Origin of the sequence: Rhizobium giardinii bv. giardinii H152 (assembly GCF_000379605.1) — a bacterium.
GTDB classification, from domain to species: domain Bacteria; phylum Pseudomonadota; class Alphaproteobacteria; order Rhizobiales; family Rhizobiaceae; genus Pararhizobium; species Pararhizobium giardinii.
The window spans coordinates 25,905-49,732 of record NZ_KB902691.1; the positions used below are offsets into that span (position 1 = coordinate 25,905).

The 23,828-nt window shown below is 62.6% G+C and carries 24 protein-coding genes and 1 pseudogene; 11 read left to right on the plus strand and 14 right to left on the minus strand.

Annotation, left to right across the window (positions count from 1 at the left end):
• Nucleotides 1–6 precede the first annotated feature (6 nt).
• The 3 genes from A3AY_RS0121670 to A3AY_RS0121680 all read right to left on the minus strand — a co-directional run bounded on the left by A3AY_RS0121670 (nt 7) and on the right by A3AY_RS0121680 (nt 2,905).
• Nucleotides 7–933, minus strand: a complete 927-nt coding sequence (locus A3AY_RS0121670; RefSeq protein ID WP_026203696.1) for a prephenate/arogenate dehydrogenase family protein — start codon at nt 931–933, stop codon at nt 7–9.
• Nucleotides 930–2,036, minus strand: coding sequence for a histidinol-phosphate transaminase (gene hisC / locus A3AY_RS0121675; protein ID WP_018327779.1), 1,107 nt, complete (start codon nt 2,034–2,036; stop codon nt 930–932). The genes A3AY_RS0121670 and hisC overlap by 4 nt, the downstream gene beginning before the upstream one ends.
• A 98-nt stretch (nt 2,037–2,134) precedes the next feature.
• Nucleotides 2,135–2,905, minus strand: coding sequence for a class I SAM-dependent methyltransferase (locus A3AY_RS0121680; RefSeq protein ID WP_040669122.1), 771 nt, complete (start codon nt 2,903–2,905; stop codon nt 2,135–2,137).
• Between the two features lie 89 nt (nt 2,906–2,994).
• Between A3AY_RS0121680 and gloB the strand changes: the two genes are divergently transcribed.
• A complete protein-coding gene (gloB, locus tag A3AY_RS0121685; protein WP_018327781.1) occupies nt 2,995–3,765 on the plus strand; it encodes a hydroxyacylglutathione hydrolase in 771 nt (256 codons plus the stop codon).
• Complete coding sequence (locus A3AY_RS0121690; protein ID WP_018327782.1) at nt 3,765–4,208, plus strand: cupin domain-containing protein; 444 nt, start codon at nt 3,765–3,767, stop codon at nt 4,206–4,208. Before gloB ends, A3AY_RS0121690 begins: the two co-directional genes overlap by 1 nt.
• 3 nt (nt 4,209–4,211) lie before the next feature.
• On the opposite strand, the gene yddG is transcribed toward A3AY_RS0121690, so the two are convergent.
• Nucleotides 4,212–5,102, minus strand: a complete 891-nt coding sequence (yddG, locus tag A3AY_RS0121695; RefSeq protein WP_018327783.1) for an aromatic amino acid exporter YddG — start codon at nt 5,100–5,102, stop codon at nt 4,212–4,214.
• A 25-nt stretch (nt 5,103–5,127) separates the two neighbouring features.
• Nucleotides 5,128–5,904, minus strand: a complete 777-nt coding sequence (locus A3AY_RS0121700) for a DUF3108 domain-containing protein (protein ID WP_018327784.1) — start codon at nt 5,902–5,904, stop codon at nt 5,128–5,130.
• 352 nt (nt 5,905–6,256) lie between these two features.
• Between A3AY_RS0121700 and rpmB the strand changes: the two genes are divergently transcribed.
• Nucleotides 6,257–6,553 (plus strand): 50S ribosomal protein L28, encoded by a 297-nt coding sequence (gene rpmB / locus A3AY_RS0121705; RefSeq protein WP_026203698.1) that lies wholly within the window; start codon nt 6,257–6,259, stop codon nt 6,551–6,553.
• Nucleotides 6,554–6,707: 154 nt separating this feature from the next.
• Nucleotides 6,708–7,352 (plus strand): queuosine precursor transporter, encoded by a 645-nt coding sequence (locus A3AY_RS0121710; RefSeq protein WP_018327786.1) that lies wholly within the window; start codon nt 6,708–6,710, stop codon nt 7,350–7,352.
• Nucleotides 7,353–7,402: 50 nt separating this feature from the next.
• Here A3AY_RS0121710 and A3AY_RS0121715 read toward each other — a convergent pair whose 3' ends face one another.
• The 4 genes from A3AY_RS0121715 to A3AY_RS0121730 form a co-directional block, all read right to left on the minus strand.
• The gene (locus A3AY_RS0121715) at nt 7,403–8,377 is read right to left on the minus strand and encodes an esterase-like activity of phytase family protein (RefSeq protein ID WP_018327787.1); all 975 of its coding nucleotides are present in this window, start codon (nt 8,375–8,377) and stop codon (nt 7,403–7,405) included.
• A 144-nt stretch (nt 8,378–8,521) separates the two neighbouring features.
• A complete protein-coding gene (cobT, locus tag A3AY_RS0121720; protein WP_018327788.1) occupies nt 8,522–10,423 on the minus strand; it encodes a cobaltochelatase subunit CobT in 1,902 nt (633 codons plus the stop codon).
• Between the two features lie 3 nt (nt 10,424–10,426).
• Nucleotides 10,427–11,422 carry a cobaltochelatase subunit CobS gene (cobS, locus tag A3AY_RS0121725; protein WP_018327789.1) on the minus strand — a complete coding sequence of 332 codons (996 nt, stop codon included), beginning with the start codon at nt 11,420–11,422 and terminating at the stop codon, nt 10,427–10,429.
• Between the two features lie 89 nt (nt 11,423–11,511).
• Nucleotides 11,512–12,147 carry a J domain-containing protein gene (locus tag A3AY_RS0121730; RefSeq protein ID WP_026203699.1) on the minus strand — a complete coding sequence of 212 codons (636 nt, stop codon included), beginning with the start codon at nt 12,145–12,147 and terminating at the stop codon, nt 11,512–11,514.
• A 151-nt stretch (nt 12,148–12,298) separates the two neighbouring features.
• On the opposite strand from A3AY_RS0121730, the gene A3AY_RS0121735 reads away from it, so the two are divergent.
• Together A3AY_RS0121735 and A3AY_RS0121740 are read left to right on the plus strand one after the other, a co-directional pair.
• Nucleotides 12,299–12,580, plus strand: coding sequence for a BolA family protein (locus A3AY_RS0121735; RefSeq protein WP_018327791.1), 282 nt, complete (start codon nt 12,299–12,301; stop codon nt 12,578–12,580).
• A 248-nt stretch (nt 12,581–12,828) separates the two neighbouring features.
• Nucleotides 12,829–14,370, plus strand: a complete 1,542-nt coding sequence (locus A3AY_RS0121740; RefSeq protein ID WP_162709239.1) for a caspase family protein — start codon at nt 12,829–12,831, stop codon at nt 14,368–14,370.
• A gap of 13 nt (nt 14,371–14,383) precedes the next feature.
• On the opposite strand, the gene A3AY_RS0121745 is transcribed toward A3AY_RS0121740, so the two are convergent.
• Genes A3AY_RS0121745 through A3AY_RS0121755 form a run of 3 tightly spaced genes read right to left on the minus strand, consistent with a single transcriptional unit; the run spans nt 14,384 to nt 17,431 of the window.
• On the minus strand, nt 14,384–15,718 hold the full coding sequence (locus tag A3AY_RS0121745) for an HlyC/CorC family transporter (protein ID WP_018327793.1): 1,335 nt from the start codon (nt 15,716–15,718) through the stop codon (nt 14,384–14,386).
• Nucleotides 15,715–16,848 (minus strand): 3-dehydroquinate synthase, encoded by a 1,134-nt coding sequence (aroB, locus tag A3AY_RS0121750; protein WP_018327794.1) that lies wholly within the window; start codon nt 16,846–16,848, stop codon nt 15,715–15,717. Before aroB ends, A3AY_RS0121745 begins: the two co-directional genes overlap by 4 nt.
• Nucleotides 16,849–16,852: 4 nt before the next feature.
• Nucleotides 16,853–17,431 carry a shikimate kinase gene (locus A3AY_RS0121755; protein WP_018327795.1) on the minus strand — a complete coding sequence of 193 codons (579 nt, stop codon included), beginning with the start codon at nt 17,429–17,431 and terminating at the stop codon, nt 16,853–16,855.
• A gap of 198 nt (nt 17,432–17,629) precedes the next feature.
• Between A3AY_RS0121755 and A3AY_RS38710 the strand changes: the two genes are divergently transcribed.
• From A3AY_RS38710 to A3AY_RS0121785, 5 genes and pseudogenes are all read left to right on the plus strand, one after another.
• The gene (locus A3AY_RS38710; RefSeq protein WP_018327797.1) at nt 17,630–17,779 is read left to right on the plus strand and encodes a hypothetical protein; all 150 of its coding nucleotides are present in this window, start codon (nt 17,630–17,632) and stop codon (nt 17,777–17,779) included.
• A complete protein-coding gene (xerD, locus tag A3AY_RS0121770) occupies nt 17,776–18,732 on the plus strand; it encodes a site-specific tyrosine recombinase XerD (RefSeq protein WP_018327798.1) in 957 nt (318 codons plus the stop codon). The genes A3AY_RS38710 and xerD overlap by 4 nt, the downstream gene beginning before the upstream one ends.
• A 79-nt stretch (nt 18,733–18,811) precedes the next feature.
• A complete protein-coding gene (locus A3AY_RS0121775; RefSeq protein ID WP_018327799.1) occupies nt 18,812–19,765 on the plus strand; it encodes an acetyl-CoA carboxylase carboxyltransferase subunit alpha in 954 nt (317 codons plus the stop codon).
• A 202-nt stretch (nt 19,766–19,967) separates the two neighbouring features.
• A pseudogene (locus A3AY_RS0121780) lies at nt 19,968–21,377 on the plus strand (L,D-transpeptidase family protein); the annotation flags it as partial.
• Between the two features lie 287 nt (nt 21,378–21,664).
• The gene (locus A3AY_RS0121785; protein ID WP_018327801.1) at nt 21,665–21,901 is read left to right on the plus strand and encodes a sulfurtransferase TusA family protein; all 237 of its coding nucleotides are present in this window, start codon (nt 21,665–21,667) and stop codon (nt 21,899–21,901) included.
• A 2-nt stretch (nt 21,902–21,903) separates the two neighbouring features.
• On the opposite strand, the gene A3AY_RS37130 is transcribed toward A3AY_RS0121785, so the two are convergent.
• Together A3AY_RS37130 and A3AY_RS0121795 are read right to left on the minus strand one after the other, a co-directional pair.
• Nucleotides 21,904–22,641 carry a DUF930 domain-containing protein gene (locus tag A3AY_RS37130; RefSeq protein ID WP_018327802.1) on the minus strand — a complete coding sequence of 246 codons (738 nt, stop codon included), beginning with the start codon at nt 22,639–22,641 and terminating at the stop codon, nt 21,904–21,906.
• Nucleotides 22,642–22,663: 22 nt separating this feature from the next.
• The gene (locus tag A3AY_RS0121795; protein ID WP_018327803.1) at nt 22,664–23,824 is read right to left on the minus strand and encodes a CobW family GTP-binding protein; all 1,161 of its coding nucleotides are present in this window, start codon (nt 23,822–23,824) and stop codon (nt 22,664–22,666) included.
• Nucleotides 23,825–23,828 lie beyond the last annotated feature (4 nt).

Here is a 23,828-nt window from a genome sequence, read left to right on the forward strand (position 1 = left end):
GAACCCCTACTTCTGATCCATCGCATGCCGCCCGAAATCGACCATCTCGGTATCCTGGCCGGCCTGGATGATCGAGCGGCGGATGGCGCGGGTGCGGGTGAAGAGGTCGAACAGTTTGTCGCCATCGCCCCAACGGATCGCCCGCTGAAGATAAGCGAGATCCTCGGAGAACCGTGCCAGCATTTCAAGGATCGCGTCCTTGTTGTGCAGGCAGACGTCCCGCCACATGATCGGGTCGGAAGCGGCAAGACGGGTGAAGTCGCGGAAACCGGAGGCGGAATATTTGATCACTTCCGATTCGGTCACCGCTTCCAGATCGTCGGCCGTGCCGACGATATTGTAGGCGATGATGTGCGGCAGGTGCGAAACGATTGCCAGAACCTTGTCGTGGTGCTCCGGGTCCATATCATCGACCATCGAGCCCAGCGTTTCCCAGAAGGTCCTGAGCTTTGCCTTCGCCGCCTCGTCGGTCTCCGGCAGCGGCGTCAGGATGCACCAGCGCCCCTTGAACAGCCCGATGAAACCGGCATCCGGACCGGAATATTCCGTGCCGGCGATCGGATGGCCCGGGATGAAGTGTACGCCCGGCGGCATATGCGGCGCCATCTGGGCAATCACCGAGCCCTTGGTCGAACCGACATCGGTAACGATCGCGCCGGGCTTCAGGTTCGCGGCGATCTCGGCCGCGACGGCACCGGACGCGCCGACCGGGACGGAAACGACCACAAGATCGGCATCCTTCACAGCCTCGGCGGCGGATGTCGTGTAGCGGTCGCCGAGCCCAAGCTCCTGCGCACGTTTCAGCGTCGCGTCGCTGCGCGAGGAAACGGTGACGGAACGAGCGAGCCCCTTGTCCTTGATCTCGCGGGCTATCGACGAGCCGATGAGGCCGATGCCGACCAGCGCGATGGTGTCAAACTGCTTTGCCATCACGCCCGGCCCATGAACTCGGTCAGCGCGGCGACCACGCCTTCGTTGGCCTCCGCCGAGCCGATCGTCATACGCAGCGCATTGGGAAGGCCGTAGGCGCGCACGGCCCGCAGGATGAAGCCGCGGCTCGTCAGGAACTCGTCGGCCTCGGGCGCCCGCTTGCCGTCGACGTTCGGGAAATGGATCAGCACAAAATTGGCGACCGACGGGGTCACCTTGAGGCCGATCGAGCTCAGCGCGCCGGTGACCTTGCCGAGCCATTCGAGGTTGTGATCGGCGGCGGTGGCGATGAATGCCTGATCGCGAACGGCAGCGGCACCGGCAGCGATGGCCGGCGCGTTCATGTTGAACGGGCCGCGCACGCGGTTCAGCGCGTCGATGATTGCGAGCGGCGCATACATCCAGCCGATCCGCAGCCCAGCAAGGCCGTAGATCTTCGAGAAGGTGCGGGTCATCACCACATTGCGGTTGGACGAGACGAGCTCGAGCCCGGCCTCGTAGTCGTTGCGGCGGACATATTCGGCATAGGCGGCGTCCAGGACGAGGATGACGTTTTTCGGCAGCCCGGCCTGAAGGCGGCGAATGTCCTCGACCGGCACATAGGTCCCGGTCGGATTACCCGGATTGGCGATGAAGACCATCTTCGTCTTCGCGGTCACGGCCGCCAGGATCGCATCGACATCGACGCGGCAATCCTTTTCCTTGACCACGACCGGCGTCGCGCCCGAAGCCATGATCTGGATCTTGTAGACGAGGAAGCCGTGTTCCGTAATGATGCCCTCGTCGCCCGGTGCCAGGTAGACGTGGCAGAGCAGGCCGAGCAGTTCGTCGGAACCGTTGCCGCAGATCAGGTTTGCGGCGTTGAGGCCATGCACGGAGGCAATCGCCTCGCGCAGTTCCACCGCCTGGCCATCGGGATAGCGCTCAAGGCTCGCCGCTGCCTTCTGGAAGGCCTCGATCGCCTTGGGGCTCGCGCCCAACGGGGTTTCGTTCGAGGAAAGCTTGTAGACCTTGGCGACGCCAGGAGCATGCTCCTTGCCCGGCACGTAAGCGGCGATGTCGAGGATACCGGGGCGGGGTGCGGGGCTTTGCAATTCAGTGCTCATGGGGTCAGCTTTCCGGGGACAAAAGACGAGGCCCAGCCAATACCGGCGAATGCTGATTTTGTCGAGTGTGGCACGCCTAATACCAAGCTGCGCCGATATTACAAATCAATCGGCCGCGCCCGCCGCAATGCCGTCTCGCGCGTCGTCGGAACGCCATGCGGCGCCAGCACCGGCACGAAGACGCGGCGCGACGCGCGGGCGGCCACCGGCAGGCCCTGGTAGAGGCGCTTCTGGGCCTCGACGATGATGACGCCGGAAAACACCGGCCACAGCGACCGGCCGATCCGCTCAAAGGCGCTGCGCAGCTTGAGCACCATCTTGAGCTTGGAGGGCGGGAAGAACAGCGCATCGGCCGATGCACCGGGCGTGAAATTGGTCTCGCGCAGAAGTGCGGTCAATTGTCCGCGCGAATAGGGACGGCCGGAGCCGAAGGGCGTATGCTCCATGCGGGCCCAGACGCCGCGGCGGTTCGGCACGACAATGACGAGGCGACCGCCGGGTGCAAGGACGCGCCAGAGCTCCTTCATTGTTTCGCGCGGGTTTTCGGCAAATTCCAGCGAATGCACCATCAGCACCCGGTCGACCGACGAATCTGGCAAAGGCAGTTCCTCGTCGAAGACCAACGCTGTCGCGGAGAGTTCCGCGACCGGCCAGTTCACCGCTCCCTGCCCCGCCGGCATGAAGGCGAAGGTCCGCTCCGTGTCGGCGCGAAAACGGTCGAGATAGGGAACGGCATAGCCGAGCCCGACCAGCCGCTCCTCCGGCAGCCGCGCCCAGACGGACGACAGCGCCATGCTGATCGACTGCTCGGCAAAGCGGCCGAGGCGGGAATGATAGAACTGGCGAAGATCGACAATATCTGCGTGCATGAGCACCATGTTAGTCGGGAACGGGTGGACTTCAAGGCGGCCGTCACTACATTTGCGGTAACGCCCCGTCTCTGCCAGGAGCCATTGCCATGGCCAATCTCGAACTCGACCTGTTTCTGTGCCGCACCGACAATTTCGGCGTGCTGGTCCACGACCCGGAAAGCGGCGCAACCGCCTCCATCGATGCGCCGGAAGAACAACCAATCCTTGGCGCGCTGAAACGGCGCGGCTGGACCTTGACCCATATTCTGACGACCCATCATCACCCGGACCATGTCTCGGCAAACCTGGCCTTGAAGGAGGCCTTTGACGCAACGATCATCGGGCCGGAGAACGAGGCAGGCAAAATCCCCGGCATCGACCAGACGATCGGCGACGGCGGCCATTTCGATTTTGCCGGCCACAGGGTCGATGTCTTTGAGACGCCCGGGCATACCGCCGGGCATATCTGCTTTCATTTTCCCGACGACAAGCTGCTGTTTTCCGCCGACACCCTGTTTGCGCTCGGCTGCGGTCGACTGTTCGAGGGCACGCCGGCACAGATGTGGGCGTCGCTGCAGAAGCTGATGGCGCTGCCGGACGACACGACGATCTATTTCGGCCACGAATACACGCAATCGAACGCCCGTTTCGCGCTCACCGTCGATCCGCAAAACGACGCCTTGAAAGAGCGCGCAGCCGAGATCGACGCCCTGCGTGCAAAGGACGAACCCACGGCGCCGACAACGCTTGGGCTGGAGAAGCGGACCAACCCTTTCCTGCGGCCGCATGATGCCGCGATACGCACGCATCTGGGCATGGAAAGCGCGTCCGACGCCGAGGTCTTCGCCGAAATCCGCAAGCGCAAGGATAATTTCTGATGGATGTACAGTTGCCCCTCTCGGCCCAGGCGATCATCGAGACGCTGAAGATGCAGCGCCATCCCGAGGGGGGCTGGTACATCCAGACCTTCAAGGATGTGGCGGGCGGTGCGCGGGGGCATTCCACCGCCATCTATTACCTGCTGGAGCGCGGCGAGCGTTCGCACTGGCACCGCGTTCGCGATGCGACGGAAGTCTGGCACTTCTATGCGGGCGCGCCGCTGGCGCTCAGCATCGCCGAAGACGGCAAGCCGGCGACGAGCGTCACGCTCGGTGCGAATATTCTACTGGATGAGCGGCCACAGGCGATCGTGCCCGCCGACTGGTGGCAGTCCGCGACCTCGCTCGGCGCATGGACGCTGGTTGGCTGCACCGTATCTCCGGGTTTCGATTTTTCCGCCTTCGAAATGGCGCCGCCGGATTGGCGGCCGCCTGCGGCGTGACCTCTATTCGGCGGCCTGCGCCGCTTCGGCCCGATCACGAAAAATGACGTCCTTCGCGGCCAGAACCGCCCCGCCGGTCACGAACAGGCAGGCGAGCGCAATGCGCCAGGACGGCTCGGCAAAGCCGAACAGGACGAGCACGAGCGTCGAGAGCACAGGCGCTGCGTAGCTGGCAACGCCGAGAATCTGGATATTGCCGTTCTTGACGCCATAATCCCAGGCGTAGAAGGCCGCACCGACCGGCAGGAGCCCAAGGCCGGCGACCGCGAGCCATTGCGTTGCCGTCTCCGGCCAGACAGTTGCCTCCAGGCCGAGATGGCAAAGGAACGACAGTGCCGCGGTTGCCAGGCAGAAGCCGGTGACGACATCCGTCGAGACGGCATCGAACCGTCGCGTCAGCAGCGAGTAGCCAGACCAGGTGAAGGCACAGGCGAGCGCTGCGCAATAGCCGAGCGTGTAGGCATCGTCGAACTCGACGCCGTTGCGCGCGACGATCAGGATCGTCCCCGCAAGGCCGCAAAGCGCGCCGGCAATATGATACCAGCGCAGCCGCTCACCCGGCAGCAGCGCCGAGCCGACGACGATGAACAGCGGCCAGAGATAGGCGATGAGCCCGGCCTCGACGGCAGGCGCGTTTCTGAGCGCCGTAAAATAGAGGAAGTGGTAGCCGAACAGCCCGGCGATGCCGACAACCCAGACCTTTGCCGGCTGCTTCAGCAGTGCAAGCCGCTCCGGCTTCAGCGCCAGCACGACGATACCCGGGAGGCTGCCGATGGAAAAGCAGATCGCCGACAGCTGGAACGGCGGCATGGTGCCTGAGGCGGCGGTGAACAAAGCCAGCAGCGACCACATCAGGATCGCCGAAAAGCCGATCAGCGTTGCCTTGACCTTCATGCGCGTGCCCCAGCCTTCAGAATTGTCAGCCCCCGAATTTGGTGGCCCAAACGGTGACCGGACCGAGTCGCGTCGGGATCCGGACATAGACCGGAGCATATACATTCGCCGCCTCGGCCTTGGCAAACCAGATTTCCATCGTTTCCAGCTTGCGCAGGTAGTCGACGTCGAGACGCCCCTTGCGGTAGCCGGATTTCGGCACGAACTTGATGCCACAGACGATGACGTCGCCGTCGAAGCCATCAGTCTTGAACGGTTTGGTGCCTTTTGCCGAGAGTTTCAGGTCCATCCGCGATTCGCCGTCGAAGATCGGCACGCTTTTCGGGCAGACGCGCGTGTCCGCGGGAAAGATAAGGCCGGACAGCGGGTCGACGACGTTGCGCATGTCGGCCTTGGTGACCGGTACCCAGTTTTTCGGAATCCGGCGCGCCGGCTTCATCGAGGCCGACAGCACGTTGCCATCGCGAAACTGGACGGCGATCGCCCTTCGTTTCTTACCCGTCTGGTAGCGGACCCGATATTCCGAAGCACTCAGCCGATCCCGGCCGACGGTGCCGGACACGGAGGTCTGACCCGAGGTCTGGGCGAAGATGTCGGCGAGACCAGCGGAATTCATCGTGCCCGAGATCGTGTAGCGGTCGGCGTTGAATTCGGTATAAAACGACGCCCTGGCGATCGGCAGGCCGGCCAGCGAAATGCTGTAATCCGTGCTGTGCTTCACCTCGACGGCTTGGGCCAGGCCTGTGGAAAACATCGTCGTGGCAAAAGCCAGAAGCGCCGAGATACCGATGCGCCAGTTCATCGCGCAAGCCCTTCCATTTCCGTTTAGCAACCGTCGCAGATACGGCGGGTTTGCGGCATTTCTGCGCCGCAAGACCTGCATTTGCCGCAAGTTTTAACCCACGACGCAGCAAAGTGGAATTGCGCCGGTCATTGATGTATATGAACGCGACCAAACACAATCCAAGCTCTCCCGGCCTTGTAAAATCGGCGCGGATTTCAAGAGTTTTCCCGGAAAACGAAGGTTTGGCTTGACGGCGCGGCTCTGTCTGACTATAGAACCGCAACTTTCCAATCATGGCCAACGGAATGCGGCCTGGGCGCTTAGGCCCGCTAACGCATGGACCGAAGCCGAAAAGAAAAATAGGTGCATCATGTCCCGTAGTTGCGAATTGACCGGCAAGGGCGTCCAGTCGGGCAACAATGTGAGCCACGCAAACAACAAGACCAAGCGCAAGTTCCTCCCGAACCTGTGCAGTGTCACGTTGATCTCCGACGCGCTTGGCCAGCGTTACCGTCTGCGCGTTTCGGCTGCAGCCCTGCGTTCGGTCGAACACCGTGGCGGCCTCGACGCGTTCCTGCTCAAGGCTGACGAAACCGAACTGTCGATGCGCGCTCGCCTGCTGCGCCGCCAGATCGTCAAGAAGACGGCCGAAGCGGTCGCTGCTTAATCAGCAGGTTGCGCATGCGATTTGAGAGGCTTGCCAGGGCAACCGGCGAGCCTTTTTCTCGTTTGACGTTTCGATAAAACTCGTTGATTTTGCCAGGCTTGGAGCGTGGCACATCCATATTCCTCCAACTGGTGGCATACCCCAGGATAAAAAAATGCTGACGAACCGCACATTCCTCGTCTATGTCGCACTGATGACCGCCGTGGTCGTGGCGTCCAACTTTCTCGTTCAATACCCGCTGCCGGGATCGATCGCCGGCATGCAGTTGGGGGACCTCCTGACCTGGGGCGCCTTCAGCTATCCGATCGCCTTCCTGGTCACCGACCTCACCAATCGCCAGTTCGGACCGCGGACCGCCCGCAAGGTGGTGATCGCCGGCTTTGCCGTTGCCATCCTCCTGTCGGTGCTGATCGCCACGCCGCGCATCGCCATCGCCTCCGGCTCGGCCTTCCTGCTCGGCCAGTTCCTCGATATCTCGGTGTTCAACAGGCTTCGGGCGCAGAGCTGGTGGCGCGCTCCGCTGATCGGCTCGCTGTTCGGCTCGTTCCTCGATACGGCGATCTTCTTTTCCTTCGCCTTCGCCTCGTTCTTCGTGTTCTTCGGCCCGAACGATCCGTTCGCCCTCGAAAACGCACCGATTCTGGGCGTCATGGCCGCCGAAGCGCCGCGCTGGATTTCCTGGGCGCTCGGCGATCTCGGTGTGAAGATCCTCGTCGGCCTTACCATGCTTCTGCCCTATGGCGCCCTGATGAGCATCATCAAGCCAATGCCCGCCTTGAAGGCAAGCGCGCGAGCCTGAAATACCTAACGCAACCACGCCGTGACGCGGGTTTTTTTCACGCGCCCGATTTAGTCGACCAGCCGGAATTCCAGCATCAGGTTACGCTCAAGGATCGAGTGGTTGTCGTCGGAAACGATGATAACGTGGATGTCCCCACCGGGTTCGACGATAACGTCCAGGCCTTCCATGTTGTCGATCTGGTAGCCCATGTCCGCCTGCAACAGGACCTCGCCATCGACCGCGGCACCCGGCTTGATGTCGTCGCCCTTGATGCGCCGTATCTCCATGCCGAGGCCTTCTGCAAAGCTGAACCGGCGCTCCAGAAGCAGAAGATCGCCATTCGGCAGGAAGGCACCATCTGTAATGGCGAAGGGTTTTTTCTGAACGACGCCGAAGACGCCCTTGCGCGGGCCGTCGAGAACGGCGGCATAGATGTGCCCCGCCTTGTCCAGGCTCAGCTCCGAGACGACCACGGCGCCAGCGGCAAGCGGGCTTTCCTTTGGCGAAACGGCAATGGTTTCAAGCCCGCGATTGCTGCGCAACGATTTCGGCGGAATGAACGTGGGAAGCGTCGCGAGTGGGCGCGACTGCGCAAATCCGGGGTCGGGATAGACCTCGACGAGATTCATCTGCTCGATACCGACAAGCGCCTCGCCGTCGCGCAGCGCCAATCCCTCGCTGTCCATCTCACCCTTGACCTGCTCGGATCGGCCTTTGGGATCGATCATCGATGTCACGGCTAGATCACTCACGCCTGCGAGCCGGCCCTGCCCGTCACGGACGATTGCGCCCTCGACCCAGTGGCCGGTATCCATGACGGCGAGGAACGACTTCCGGTCCGGCCGGAAGCGGATCGAGGAGATCGCGCCCAGCAAGGCGTTGCTCGACGACATCTCGATGCCACCGATGAATTCCAGCTTTCCGAACAGTCTCTGGTCCGAACCGATCTTGAAATTCTCGATCTGCCGGCTCGTCACCGGGACGGTTTCCTGCGCCGGGAGGGAGACGGCGGCGGCCGGCATCACGGTGAGTGTGAGGGACATTGCCGCCGCCCGAATCAGTATCGCTCTCAAATGGATTTCCTTCCGGCGGGCCGGCGCGGAGCATGAAATGCCGCTCCTCGAAAACGAAAATAGACAATGCACAAACAAAACCGGGGCTGCTTGCCGCCCCGATCAGGAAAGGTCTCAGCCGGCGCGCCGCATCGCCCCGCCTCGCCGCCTCGAGCCTTCGTCGTCGAACAGGGAAGCGAGTTGCTCGGTCATCGCGCCGGCCAGTTCATCGGCATCGACGATGGTCACGGCACGGCGATAGTAGCGCGTGACATCGTGGCCGATGCCGATCGCCAGCAGTTCGACCGGCGAACGCGTCTCGATCTGCTCGATCACGGCACGCAGATGCCGTTCGAGATAGTTGCCCGGATTGACCGACAAGGTCGAATCGTCGACCGGCGCGCCGTCCGAAATCATCATCAGGATGCGGCGCTGCTCGGGGCGGCCGAGCAGCCGGTTGTGCGCCCAGATCAGCGCCTCGCCGTCGATGTTCTCTTTCAACAGGCCTTCGCGCATCATCAGGCCGAGATTGCGGCGGGCGCGCCGCCATGGCGCATCTGCGGACTTGTAGATGATGTGGCGCAGGTCGTTGAGGCGCCCGGGCGTCTGGGGCTTGCCGCTGGCGAGCCACTTTTCGCGCGACTGCCCGCCCTTCCAGGCCTTGGTGGTGAAGCCGAGAATCTCGACCTTGACGCCGCAGCGCTCCAGCGTGCGGGCAAGGATATCGGCGCAGGTGGCCGCAACCGTGATCGGCCGGCCTCGCATGGAGCCGGAATTGTCGATCAGCAGCGTCACCACGGTATCGCGGAAATTGGTGTCCTTTTCGCGCTTGAAGGAAAGCGGCTGCATCGGATCGATGATCATCCGAGTCAGGCGCGCCGAATCGAGATAGCCCTCTTCCAGGTCGAACTCCCAGGAACGGTTCTGCTGCGCCATCAGGCGGCGCTGCAGCCGGTTGGCGAGACGCCCGACGGCGCCCTGAAGATGGGCCAGCTGCTTGTCGAGGAAGGCCCGCAGCCGGTCGAGTTCAGCCTCGTCGCAGAGCTCTTCGGAGGAGATGATCTCGTCGAATTCCTCAGTGAAGACAGCGTAATCGATCTTCTCGTTGAAATCGTCAAAGGGATGGGCCGGCCGCTTGACTTCGCCCGGCGTTTCGCTGTCGTCCTCACCATCGTCCGACATCTCGTCTTCGGAGATTTCGGCGCCGTCCATCTCGCCTTCGTCCATCTGCTCGTCGGCAGATTCGTTTTCATCGGCAGGCGCGGCATCGGATCCGGCATCCTCGTCGGAACTGTTTTCGTCCTGCTCCTGGCTGCGCGGCTGGTCCTCGTCGGTCTGGCTGTCCTGGTCGTCCGGCTCGACGTCATCGTCGCCATATTTCTCGGCAACGTCCATCGAGCTCAGCATGTCACGTACAACGCGGGCAAAAGCCTGCTGGTCGTTGACGGTGGCCGACAGGTTGGCCATGTCGCCGGCTGCCTTTTCCTCGATGAAATCCCGCCAGAGATCAAGCACCTTGCCGGCCGAGGCCGGAGGCTTCTGCCCGGTCAGCTTCTCCCGCACGATCAGCGCCACGGCTTCCTCGAGCGGGGCATCGGCCTGCCGGTCGATATTGCCGAAGTTGGCTCGGGCATATTTCTCGTCGAGCATGGAGGCGAGGTTGTCCGCCACGCCGCTCATCCGAAGCGAGCCGATGGCTTCGACGCGCGCCTGTTCAACGGCATCGAAGATCGCCCGCGCATCCGCCCCTTGCGGCGACATGGTCGCATGGATGCGCGCGTTGTGGCAGGCCTTGCGCAACGCCATGCTATCGCCGAGCCCGCGCGTTACCGAAAGCTCCTTGCGGGTCGGTCGCTTGGAGATTTCGGGCAGCCGCATGCGCTCGCCGGTCAGGCCGGGGCGCTCATTGGCGAAAACCACCTCGATCTCCGCATCGCCGGCGATCGAGCGGATGCAGCCGGTCAGCGCGCGGCGGAACGGTTCGACGTCGACTGTCCCCGCCGGCCTTGGTTTCGAATTGTCGCCGCGGCCCGACATGGATCAGGCCGTGGCTTCGAGCACGATGTTGGCGGCGCTTTCCTTCAGCTCGACACCAAAGGCGCGCTGATAATGTTCGGCCACCAGCGGACGTTCGAGCTCATCGCACTTGTTGAGGAAGGTGATGCGGAAGGCAAAGGCGATGTCGCCGAAGATATAGGCGTTTTCCGCCCAGGTGATGACCGTGCGCGGGCTCATGACGGTCGACAGATCGCCATTGATGAAGGCGGCACGGGTGAGATCGGCGACGCGCACCATCTTCGAAACCGTCTCGCGTCCCTTGTCCTTGGTGAAGCCCTTGACCTTGGCGGCGACGATGTCGACTTCGTTGTCATGCGGCAGGTAGTTCAGCGTGGTGACGATCGACCAGCGGTCCATCTGGGCCTGGTTGATCTGCTGCGTGCCGTGATAGAGGCCGGTCGTATCGCCGAGACCAACGGTATTGGCCGTGGCGAACAGCCGGAAGGCCGGGTGCGGGCGGATGACGCGGCTCTGGTCGAGCAGGGTGAGACGTCCCGACGATTCGAGCACGCGCTGGATGACGAACATCACGTCCGGACGGCCGGCGTCATATTCGTCGAAGACGAGCGCGACATTGTGCTGGTAGGCCCAGGGCAGGATGCCGTCCTTGAATTCGGTGACCTGCATGCCGTCCTTGACGACGATCGCGTCCTTGCCGACGAGATCGATACGGCTGACGTGGCTGTCGAGGTTGACGCGCACGCAAGGCCAGTTAAGGCGCGCAGCGACCTGCTCGATATGGGTCGATTTCCCGGTGCCGTGGTAACCGGACACCATGACGCGGCGGTTATGGGCAAAGCCTGCGAGAATGGCGAGCGTCGTTTCGCGATCGAACAGATAGTCCGGATCGACGTCCGGCACATAGGCATCGGCCTTCGAATAGGCCGGGACCCTGAGATCGGTATCGATACCGAAAACGTCACGGACGGAAACTGTCGTGTCGGGAAGGTTGGAAATATCGAGGTCTACCTTGCTCATCATGTCTCCAGCACGGAAGCCCCCTGATTGGCCTGGTGGGGGCATCCCGTCTATGCCTTTTAAATGTGTGACCGTAATAAAACGGGTTACTAGCAGAAGCCAGCCTGTTTTAACAATTGATATGCCTGGATCACGGCGCGAAAACGCTCTTCCGAGCCTCTGTCTCCGCCATTTGCATCGGGGTGATGCTTTTTTACAAGCTCCTTGTAGGCGGCCTTGACGTCGGCGGCGGTCGCATTGGCATGCAGGCCGAGCGTATCGAAGGCCTTGGCCTCCAGCGTCTTCAGCTTGCGCAGCCGCGGTTCCTGCCGGGCAGCGCGGGCGCGCGCCTGGTCGACGAAGCCGAACGGGTCGCGCATGCGGGCCTGCGCCCCGGCTGAACCGGACCGCATCTGCGACTGCGCCGGACCATTCTTGGCATTCTTGTTGACGCCAACCGTCCAGGTCGGACGATGTCCGGTCAGGGCTTCCTTCTGGTAGCGCGCGATCTCATTGTCGGAAAGGCCGGAAAAGTAGTTGTAGCCCTTATTGTATTCCTTCACGTGCTCGAAGCAGAACATGAAATATTCGTTCTCGGCGTTACGCCCCACGGGCGCGCGATGCACAGCATTTTCCTCGCACCCGTCCCACTGGCATTTGGGTGCCATCGGTTCCGGTTTCTGGTTCACCTTGCGGCGGGTACGGATGCCATCGAAGTATTTTGAATCGAGTTTCATGGCGCTAATTATGGGGCGTGGCGGGCACCACAACAAGAATTGACAAATGGGAATGTTGCTGGCTTTGTGAAACCATTTTGCACCTCGCAAAAAGCAATCCGGGACGGGTCCGTCGTCTGCGGTCGACGCAACGGAAAAGCCAGAGAAACGGGGCTGAAACATGTCGCTTCAAAGCCGCATCGAAACAAAACTCACGGCGGCCTTTGCACCGGAGCGGCTGATCGTCATCAACGAAAGCCACCTGCATGCGGGCCATCAGCCCGACTTCCACGGCACCGGCGAAACCCATATGCGCGTGCGCATCGTCTCGAGCGCCTTCATCGGCATGAGCCGCGTCGCCCGCCACCGCGCCATCAATGATCTTCTGAAACCCGAATTCGACGCCGGGCTGCATGCGCTTGCGGTCGAACCGGCTGTTCCCGGAGAAACAACGCGCTGGTAACGGGCGTGCTAACTCTCTCGCAATGCCCGATCGAACCCATCAAGCCCGACACCGCGTCGAACTGACGGTTTTGATCCTGCATTGACAATTGTTGCGGGCGGATCACGTGATCCGTTGAAACTTCGATATACGGAAAATTTTCATCTTTAAGGCGCAGCCGACAGGTTGTCCGGCCGGCCTTTGTTTTTGGGGTCAAGGCTATGCTCAGGTTTGGGCTTGTCGCGGCGTTTGTCGCCGCATTCTTGTCAATGGATTACGCATCCGCATCGACGCCTTCGGGCAAGCGCGTCGCGCTGGTCATGGGCAACAGCGCGTATCAGTACGCGGTTGAGCTGCCCAATCCGAAAAACGACGCCAAGCTGATGTCGCAGATGCTGCGCGCGGCCGGCTTCACCGTGCTTGACGGGGAAAATCTCGACAAGGCGGCGATGGCGGCGCTGGTCGATCAGTTCACCGAGATCGCCTACGACGCAGACGTCGCGGTCGTCTACTATGCCGGGCACGGGCTGCAGGTGGACGGCCGCAACTACCTTGTTCCGATCGACGCGCAACTGGAGAAGGCGGCGCAGCTTCAGACCCGCACCATCCCCGCCGACAAGGTTATCGGCGCGCTGCCGCCGGATCCGGCCGTCAGCATCATCATCCTCGACGCCTGCCGCGACAACCCGCTGGCGCGCTCCCTGGCAAAGGTGCTGCCGGCCAGCCGTTCCGCCTCGATGGGGGTCGGCCTGGCGCCGGTGCAGGCCAATGGCCAGAGCACCGGTTCCGGCGGACTGCTGATCGCCTATGCGACCGATCCGGGCGCTGTCGCCTATGACGGCAAGGGCATCAACAGCCCCTACACGGCCGCCCTTGCACGGCACCTGACGACGCCGGGCCTGGAAATCCAGAGCGCCCTGACGCGGGTGCGGGCGGACGTATCGGAGGCAACGAGGGGCGCGCAGCGTCCGTGGCACAATGCCTCCCTCTCCCGCGAAGTCTTCATCGGCGGCGATGCCCCGGCCCAAACGGCTGAGGCCGCGGCGGAGGTCAAGGCCAGCGCGGACGCCGACGCCTCCACCGACAAGACCGACGTCAACTGGACGGTGGAGCAGAAGCTCTGGGAAGAAGCCTCCAAGCGCAACACCGTGGCGCATTACGAACTCTACCTACAGCAATATCCGAACGGCAATTTCGCGACGCTGGCCAAGCTCAATCTCGACCAGTTGAAGACGGTGGCGACAACCGAAGTGGCGGCCGTGGCGCCTGCCGGCGAGGCAAGCGCATCGGCATCGCAGGTCAGGACAGCGGTCGCCGTCCCCGACGACGTCAAGCTGACGGTCGGCACGCCGGAAACGGAAACAGCGCTGAACCTCGACAAGGGTGCCCGCATCGACCTGCAACTGCGGCTCGGAGCATTGGGCCACGTCACCGGCGGTGCGGACGGTGCCCTCGGCGCCAAGTCACGCAGCGCAATCGGTGCCTGGCAGCGCCAGAACGGGCTCGTCGAGACGACCTACCTGACACTGCAGCAGCACATGTTCCTCGTCGTGCAGACCGACCCGATGATGCCGCAAATCCGGGCGCAGTACGAGGCGCAGAAGAAGGCAGCGGCAGCGCTCAGCAAGGCGCAGGCCCCGGTGCGCCAGAAAGTCGTGGCGCAGCAGCGCGTCAAACGGCAGCGGCAGCCGGCGCAGGACACGCTGGAAGGTCCGGTCGAACGCAGGGGTGGCGGCATGGACCCCGCAGGCGCGGCATTCGCCGGCGGCCTGCTGGGCGGCGCCCTTGGCGGGATCATCGGCAACCGCTGAGCCGAACGCCTCTCTATTCGCGGCCTTCGCCCTTTGCCGGGGGCGGAGGTATCGGCGCTCCGTCCGCAGGCCGTATCCGCAGCCGGGTTATCCTGTTTTTCACCCGTTTCATCACGATGAAGCGCTTGCCGTAAAAGGTGAAGGCCTGACGCTCCTCGGGGATCGACTTTGATTCGTGGATGACGAGGCCCGCGACGGTGGTTGCCTCCTCGTCCGGGAGGTGCCAGTCGAGGGCCCGGTTGAGGTCGCGGATCGGCACGCTGCCATCGACGACGATCGAGCCGTCGGCCTCCTGGCGAACGCCCTGGATTTCCAGATCGTGCTCGTCGGAGATATCACCAACGATTTCCTCCAGAATATCCTCGAGCGTCACCAGCCCCTGGACCTCGCCATATTCGTCGACGACGATGGCGAAATGCATCTTGCGGCGCAGGAAAGCATTGAGCTGCTCCTTGAGATTGGTGGTCTCCGGCACGAACCAGGGCTTTTGCGCAATGCGCACGATATCGAGATTTTCCGGCTCGACATCCGGCTCCGCAAGCGCCCGCAACAGGTCCTTGGCGTGAACGACGCCGATGATGTTGTCTGTGGATCCGCGCCAGACCGGCATGCGCGTATAGGGGCTTTCGAGCACCGTACGAACCGCGACTTCCGGCGCATCGTCAGCATTGATGCCGCGCATCGAGGTGCGATGGATCATGATGTCGGAGACTTCGAGTTCACCGAGATCGAGCACGCCGCCGAGCCGGTCGCGGTCGGCCTTGATGACGGAGCCCTCGCGGTGGAGGAAGTCGACCGCTCCGCGCAACTCTTCGTGCGCCGTCAGCATCGGCATTTCGGAGGAAAGATTGACACCGAACAAGCCAAGGATGCGCCGTACGATGCCATTGACCAGGCTCGACAAGGGGCCGACGACGATCACCAACAACCGGACCAGCGGCGCAACGGCAAGCGCGAACCGGTCGGGCGCGGCGATCGCCCAGCTTTTCGGCAGAACCTCGGAAAAGACCACAAGCAGAATGGTCATGATGACGGTGGCAAACGCCACACCGGAATCGCCGAACAGCCCGAGGAAAAGACTGGTAGTCAGCGACGATGCGAGGATGTTCACCAGATTGCTGCCGATCAGCAGCGTTCCAATCATCCGGTCGCGCCGGGCGATCAGCCGAACCACAATGCCTGCACTGATATCGCCGTTGCTTTCCAGCGTGTGCATGCGAGAGCGGGACACCGCCGTCAACGCTGTTTCGGCGCCCGCAAAAAATGCGGAAAACACCAGCAGGCCGAGCACCGAAATGATTATCAGCCAGTATTCGGCCAGAAACGCGACTGCGGCTTCGATGGTCATCCCGGATGTTTTTCCTCAAGAAACCGCAGCACTTCGTTGGCAGGCACGTCGTCGGCAACGAAGGACTGGCCGATACCGCGGGTCAGGATGAAGGTCAGTTTGCCGCCCTTCACCTTCTTGTCCTGGGCAATCGCATCCATCAGCTTTTCAGCCGGCGGCAGAAGGCCGGGAATGTCGTTCATGCGGGTCGGCAGGCCAACGGCCTTCAGATGCGCCTCGACGCGGGTCGCATCGTCGGGGCTTGCGAGGTTCATGCGCGCCGAAAACTCGTGCGCCAGCACCATGCCGATCGCAACGCCCTCGCCGTGCACCAACCGGCGGCCATCATACTGCGTGGCCGCTTCCAGTGCATGACCGAAGGTGTGGCCGAGATTGAGGAGCGCGCGCAGGCCGTTTTCACGCTCGTCGGCCGCAACGACATCGGCTTTCGCCTGGCAGCTGATGGCGATCGCCTCGATGCGCGCGTCGCCGCCGGCAAACACGGCCCGCCAGTTCTTTTCCAACCAGGCGAAGAAGTCCGGCTTGTCGATCAGGCCGTATTTTGCGACTTCGGCATAGCCGGCCCTGAACTCGCGCGGGCTCAGTGTGTCGAGCACATCGGTATCGGCGAGCACGAGATCGGGCTGATGGAAGACACCGATCAGGTTCTTGCCGTGGGGGGAGTTGATGCCGGTCTTGCCGCCGACGGAGGAATCGACCTGCGCCAGGAGCGATGTCGGGATCTGGATGAACCGCGACCCGCGCCGGGCGATACCCGCTGCAAAGCCGGTGAGATCGCCGATGACGCCGCCGCCGAGCGCGATCACCGCGTCATTGCGCTCGATGCGCGCGCCGAGGATTGCCTCGCAGACAGGAATCAGATGCTCGAAGCTCTTGGTCTTTTCGCCCGCCGGCAGGACAAGCGACACGGCCTCGATCTCCTTCGCCTTCAGGCTTGCCATCAACGGCTCCAGATAGAGCGGCGCGACATGCTCGTCGGTGATGACCGCCATCCTGCGCCCCTTCAGCCGGCTGGCGATTTCGTTTGCCGCCGTCGCAATCAGCCCGGGGCCGATCAGGATGTCATAGGAACGCTCGCCGAGATCAACGCGGACGGTACGCTTGGCGGGAGATTGATCTGGAGATGTCATTGTTTCACTTCTTTGGCATGGCGGCGAGCGCGGCGAGAACCTCTTCCACCATCACCTCCTTCTTCACATCGCGGGAGATCACGGTGAGGTCCGCCTCGGCATAGATCGGGTAGCGGGCGTGCATCAGGTTCTCGAGCGTCTGCTTCGGGTTTTCGGTCTTCAGCAGCGGCCGCGTGTCACGCTTGTTGACGCGTTCCCACAGCACATCCAGTTCGGCATTGAGCCAGATCGACAGGCCCTGTTTCTTGATATGCCTGCGGGTGCGCTCGTTGATATAGGCACCGCCGCCGGTGGAAACGACCCGCGGACCGGTGTTCAGCAGCCGCTTGATGACGCGGGTTTCGAGCGCACGGAACTCTTCCTCGCCATAGGCTGCGAACAGCTCGCTGATCGTCATGCGCGAAACACGCTCGATCTCATGATCGGAATCGATGAAGGGAATGCCGAGCGCGGCTGCCGTCATCCGGCCGACCGCCGATTTTCCGGCGCCCATCAGACCGATGAAGACGAGGTTCCGCCGTCCGAGCGCGGCCTTCGCCCGTTCGATCAGCGCCTCGGAAACCGGTTCCATCACGTCGCTCATTAAGTTTCAAATTCCCCGTTCCGTTCCGGTATCGACAAAACGGCGAGGAGCGTCAAGACATGGCTGCGGCATGACGCGGGCGTGATGCAGAAAAGTGTGAAGCGGCAGGGCAACATCATGCGCCACGCCGAGACAAACCGGCAGTTCTTGCACTTGCGAACAGTCATGGGCATATAGGCGCAAGCCCAGGAGTAAAAAATGCCCACCCTTTTCCGGTTCCTGTTCATGTGCGCTTTGATTGCCGGGGTGATTTACGGAAGCATGGTGGCGCTGGTGACCTTCGTCGATCCGGTGGAGCGCGACGTCACCATCCGCATCCCCTCCGAACGGATCAACAAGGCCCAATGATCGACCTGTCCGCCGCCCATATGGAATCCTTCCTGGAGATGATGAGCGCCGAGCGGGGTGCTGCCAACAACACGCTTCTATCCTATGAGCACGATCTGGAAGATGCCTATTCCTTCCTGAAACAGCGCGGCGTCAAGCCGACGGAGGCCGCCTCGGACGATCTGCGCGCCTATCTCGCCCATCTCGCCCAGCAGGGTTTCAAGGCTTCCTCACAGGCACGCAGGCTGTCAGCGCTCAGGCAATTCTACAAGTTTCTCTATGCCGAGGGACTGCGCGCCGACGATCCGACCGGCGTACTCGATGCGCCGAAGAAGGCGCGCCCCCTGCCGAAGGTGCTGAGCATCGACGATGTCTCACGGCTGATCGGGCAGGCGGAAATCGAGGCGGCCCGAGTGGACGGCGACGTCATCGGCCGGTTGCGGATGCATGCGCTGATCGAACTGCTCTATGCGACCGGCATGCGCGTCAGCGAATTGGTCGCCCTGCCCGCCTCCGTGCTTGCCCAGAACGGCCGCTTCCTCGTCATTCGCGGCAAAGGCAACAAGGAGCGGATGGTGCCGCTATCGCATTCGGCCATCCGCGCCCTGCAAGCCTATGGCGCCGAAATGGCAAGGAACAACGCCGGGCAGAAAACACCGCCGCCCGAAAGCCCATGGCTGTTCCCCTCCTCCGGCAAGGCCGGGTACCTGCCGCGGCAGGTTTTTGCCCGCGACCTCAAGGGGCTGGCGGCCCGCGCCGGTATCCGCGTCGCGGCGATCTCGCCGCACGTGCTGCGCCACGCCTTTGCAAGCCATCTGCTTGCCAACGGCGCGGACCTACGCGCCGTACAGGAACTTCTCGGTCATTCGGACATTTCAACGACACAAATCTACACCCATGTGCTCGAAGAGCGGCTGCATCAGCTGGTCCAAAATCATCACCCCCTTGCCAAACAGGCGAAAAAACAGGATTAGGAGCGCCAGAACCCTTCGCGAAGACATTGGGATCATCATGTCCGCGGCCATTGGCGCAATATGATCGGAAACGCATCTCATGCACAATTATCTCGATTTCGAAAAACCAATCTCTGATCTCGAAGGCAAGATTCACGAGCTGAAGAAGATTGCCAGCGAAGACGAGAGCATCGACACGACCGACGAGGTGGAGCGCCTTGAAGTGCGCGCCCGCGAGGCGATGGCCGAGATCTATTCCAAGCTGAACCCCTGGCAGAAGACGCAGGTCGCGCGCCATCCGCAGCGCCCCCACTTCCAGGAATATGCCGCCAGCCTCTTCACCGAATTCACGCCGCTTGCCGGCGACCGCAAGTTCGCCAACGACGAGGCGATCCAGGCCGGTCTCGCGCGCTTTCGCGGTACGCCCGTCGCCGTCATCGGCCAGGAAAAGGGCAACGACACCAAGTCGCGCATCAAGCACAATTTCGGCAGCGCCCGTCCGGAAGGCTACCGCAAGGCGATCCGCGTCATGGAGATGGCGGACCGCTTCGGCCTACCGCTGATCACCCTGATCGACACCGCCGGCGCCTATCCCGGCATCGGCGCCGAAGAACGCGGCCAGGCGGAAGCCATCGCCCGCTCGACGGAAATGTGCCTCAACCTCAAAGTTCCGATCGTCTCGGTTGTTCTCGGCGAAGGCGGTTCGGGCGGCGCGATCGCCATCGCCACCGGCAATCGCGTCTATATGCTGGAGCACGCGATCTACAGTGTGATCTCGCCGGAAGGGGCCGCCTCGATCCTGTGGCGCGATTCCACCCGCGCCAAGGAAGCGGCGACCAACATGAAGATCACCGCCGAGGACCTGAAGTCGCTCGGCATCATCGACGGCATCATCGGCGAGCCGGTCGGTGGCGCGCATCGCGATCCGGACGCGGTCATCGCAAAGACCGGCACGGTGATTGCCGATGCGCTGAAGGAACTGTCCGGACGCACAGGCGACCAGTTGCGCTCCGACCGCCGGCAGAAATACCTGGCGATCGGTCGCCAGCTTTAAACATATCGGCATATTTCGCCGGGCTACCCGCGCAGATTGAGCCCACGGTCCAACCTTGGCCACAATGTTGGCGTTTGGAACGACTGGCGTAAGGCGGGTCTGCAAGGTTAATATTTTGTGAAGTATAAGGACGTATTGATTCTCCGTGGACCGCCGCCGCGGGAACCTCACGTTCAGTAGTTTTCTCAATGGGCCTTTGCCGATGCGTCTGACACATCTTGTTGCCACCGCCGCCATCGCAGCGCTGCTCGCAGGCTGCACCGCCAATGAGGCGATGGATACGGTCGACGTCGATCTCAAGAAGGTCTCGAGCAAGGTAAATTACCAGCTTTCCGGCAAGATCGTGCAGAAGATGCAGGCAATGAGCATGGCGAAGGAATCGCCGATCATGCTGCGCATCTTCAAGGAGGAAGGCGTGCTCGAGGTCTGGAAGGCGAATGCCTCCAACCGCTTCGAGATGCTGCGCCAGTACAAGATCTGCGCCTGGTCGGGCAAGCTCGGCCCCAAGGTCAAGGAAGGCGACCGGCAGGCGCCGGAAGGCTTCTATCCGATCGCGCCCGGGCAGATGAACCCGAATTCGAGCTACTACCTGGCGATCAACACCGGCTTTCCCAACCGTTTTGACCAGGCCAACGGCCGCTACGGCACCAATCTGATGATCCATGGCGCCTGCTCCTCGTCCGGCTGCTACTCGATGACCGACGAGCAGATGCAGGAAATCTTTGCGCTCGCTCGCGACGCCTACAAGGGCGGCCAACAGGCCATCCAGCTGCAGGCCCTGCCCTTCCGCATGACTGCGGAAAACATGGCGCGGCACCGCAACAGCCCGAACATCGATTTCTGGAACATGCTGAAGCCCGGCTACGACCAGTTCGAGATCACCAAGCGCCCGCCCGAGATCAACATCTGCGAGAAGAAGTACGTCTTCAACCAGCAGACCGACGGCAAGTTCAGCCCGACCGGGCCTTGCCCGGCGATGTCGACGCCGGCTGTGATGCAGGGTGCACTCGCCGCCTACAACAAGAAATACAATGAAGACTACGCCAAGGCGATGAAAAAGCTCGACGGCATGGTCTGGTACGAGCCGAGCGAAGCCGAACGCAAGGCGATCGTCGCCAAGCAACGTGTCGGCAAGGAACTGGCCTATGCGCCGACCGGCACCTCGCTCGATGCCGGCAAGCTGATGAAGGTCGCCGACCTCGAAAAGCAGGAAGCCCGCCGGGCCGAGCTTGAGGAAGCAAAGAAGGCGATCGAGATCCAGAAGGCCGAGCTGGAAAAAACCACCCGCAATGGCAAGAGCGTGCCGGTGCCGGCCGAAAACCCGCTGCCGCGCCCGGTCGAAACGGCCTCGGTGGAACAGACGGCCAGGAAGAGTTTCTGGGGCGGCCTGTTCTCCAAGGGAAGCGACGATGCGCAGAAGCTGCAGCCTGCTGCGGCAGCGCCCGTCGACGCCGCTCAGCAATCGGCAGCCGTCGCCACGGCCCGGCCGGCCGTCGGCGAGACGCCACGGAAACCGGCTGAAGCGGCGGCTCAAGCAGCTGCCGCGACCGAGGCTGCACCGGTGGCTGAGCAGGCCGTCACCGTGCAGGCGCCGGCCGGCAAGGGTTTCTGGGGCCGCCTATTCTCCAAGGACAGCGCTGATGCGCGCAAACCAGAGTTGGTAGGTGCAGCGTCCGCTGACATCGCAATTCAGCAGCCTGCGGAGCAACCCGCAACCGGCGCCGTTCAACAGCAGGCAGCCGTCGCCGCGACGCCGGCGGCAGTCGCCAAGACCGCACAGAAGCCCGCCGAAGCGGCGGCACAGGCAACCACCGCAACCCAGGGCGCACCCCTGGCCGAGCAGGTCGTTGCCGAGCAGCAGCCGAAGAAGCGGCCGTTCTGGAAGCTCTGGGGCAATTGATGCCCGACGCCGACCGCCTGATTTATGATCTCAAGGGACTGAAATGCCCCTTGCCGGTGTTGAAGACCCGCAAGCGCATGAAAACCCTTGCGCCCGGCGCGCTGATCATCGTCGAGACGACGGACCCGCTGGCCATCATCGACATTCCGCATTTCTGCAATGAGGACGGGCATAGCCTGGAACAATCCGAGCCCATGGGGACCGGCCATCGGTTCGTGATCCGCAAGAAGGCCTGACGCTAGTCGGCTGGACCGTCATCGATGGACAGATTGTGGTCTTCCCATTGGCTTTTCGGGATTGCGTCGCCAATCCGGAGGGCGAACGAAACAACCTCTTTCTGGTCCGCCGTCACCTCGCAGGTGAAGCCGACAGCGTACCAACGACGCTTGCTGCGGAACGCGCCGCCATCGGCCGCAAGTTTCCGTCCCGACAGTTTGGTATCGGCCATCGCGTAGGCCACCAGAAAATCCGGCTGGAACTCGGGTTTCCAGATATGGACCTGTTCCATCGCCTCGATATTGCAGAGTTGGACGATGCGCTCGGAGGGCGCCAATCCCTGGAGTGCCTTGCGCGCCTTGGCGCTGCGCGGGTCTGCCAGGACTTTTGCGGACCGGAGGTTCGTCGCCTGGATCATAATATCGCCGGCGTGGGGACGCGGCTGGGCGTGCGGCAACACGGAAAGGTCCGGCACGGCTTTGGCAAGTGACGCGGCTTGTTCATCACCCAGCGGCTCGACACTCGCTTCGGCAATCGGAGACTTGTTCGCAGCGTCGAATTGCTGCTCCGTCACGACATCGACGGTGACGCTCTCCTCCAACGGAGACGCCTGTCGGCGCGGTGCAACGGCAAGAAGGAGCGCAAGTCCGATCAGGATGTGAAAGCCGAGCGAGGCGCCAAGTCCCCACGGGCTGGGCCGGCTGGATCGAAGCGCCGGTCCTGGCATGTCGCCGATGACTTCACCCGCCCCGAGAAACATGCCAGCCCTTTGCCGTCGAGAGCTACATCCGCAGACCCGGCACCGCCAAAGGATTATCCTCCAATGCCTGACGATCCGGGCGGTCGATGCGCGGTTTGCCGGTGAAGGCGTCGAACAGGTCCCGGACGAAAGCCTCCGGCAGATCTTTGGTGATCAGCACCATGCGGGTGCGCCGGTCCGAGGGATCCGGCCAGGCGGCCAGACGCTGCGGCGGATGGAACACCGCCTGCACGCCGTGCAGGATCAGCGGCCTGTCCGGATTGTCGGACATGGCAACGATCGCCTTCATCCGAAGCAGTTTTTCGCCATGGGCGGAACGCAGGAGGTCGACGAACATTTCCAGCGCCATCGGGTCGATCGGCCGGTCATGAACGATGCTGAAGGAGCGGATATCCGTGCCATGGCGGTTTTCGTCATGGCGGTGGTGGCCGTGATCATGGTGGTCATGGTCACAATGCGCGTGATGATGGTGCCCGTCATGCACATGGGCAGGGTCGTGTTCGCCGGCAACCTCGTCCTGCAGCCAGCGACCGACATCGGCGATCTTCGTTGCCGGATCATAAAGCCCGCAATGAAAAAGCTTTGCCTTGGCGGCTTCCGGCAGATCGCCGTCCATCATCGGTGCGCGCGGATTGAGCTCTCGCAGCCGTGCCTTCAGGGAGATAACCGCATCGGGCGTCGCGAGCGACACCTTGCTGATTACCAGCCTGTCGGCCATGGCGACCTGCTTGAGCGCCTCCTCGTGGTTGGCGAGTGTCGAAAGCCCATTGACCGCATCGACGACGGTAACCACACCATCCAACCGGTAGCTCTGTGCGATCACCGGATTGCCCATCACCGATTGGAGCACAGGCGCCGGATCCGCAAGGCCGGTGGTTTCGATGACGACGCGCTTCAGCGGCTTGATCTTGTCCGTCTGCATCCGGTCCATCAGATCGGCGAGCGTATCGACCAGTTCGCCGCGCACCGTGCAGCAGAGGCAGCCATCCGACAGCTCGATGATGCCGTCGCTCGACGCCTCGACCAACAGGTGATCCAGCGAGACATCGCCGAACTCGTTGATGATGACGGCGGTGTCGGTGAGATCGGGATCCTTCAGCAGCCGGTTGAGCAGCGAGGTCTTTCCGGCACCGAGGAAGCCGGTGAGGATCGACACCGGCACAGCATTGAGGACGGGGCTCATATCT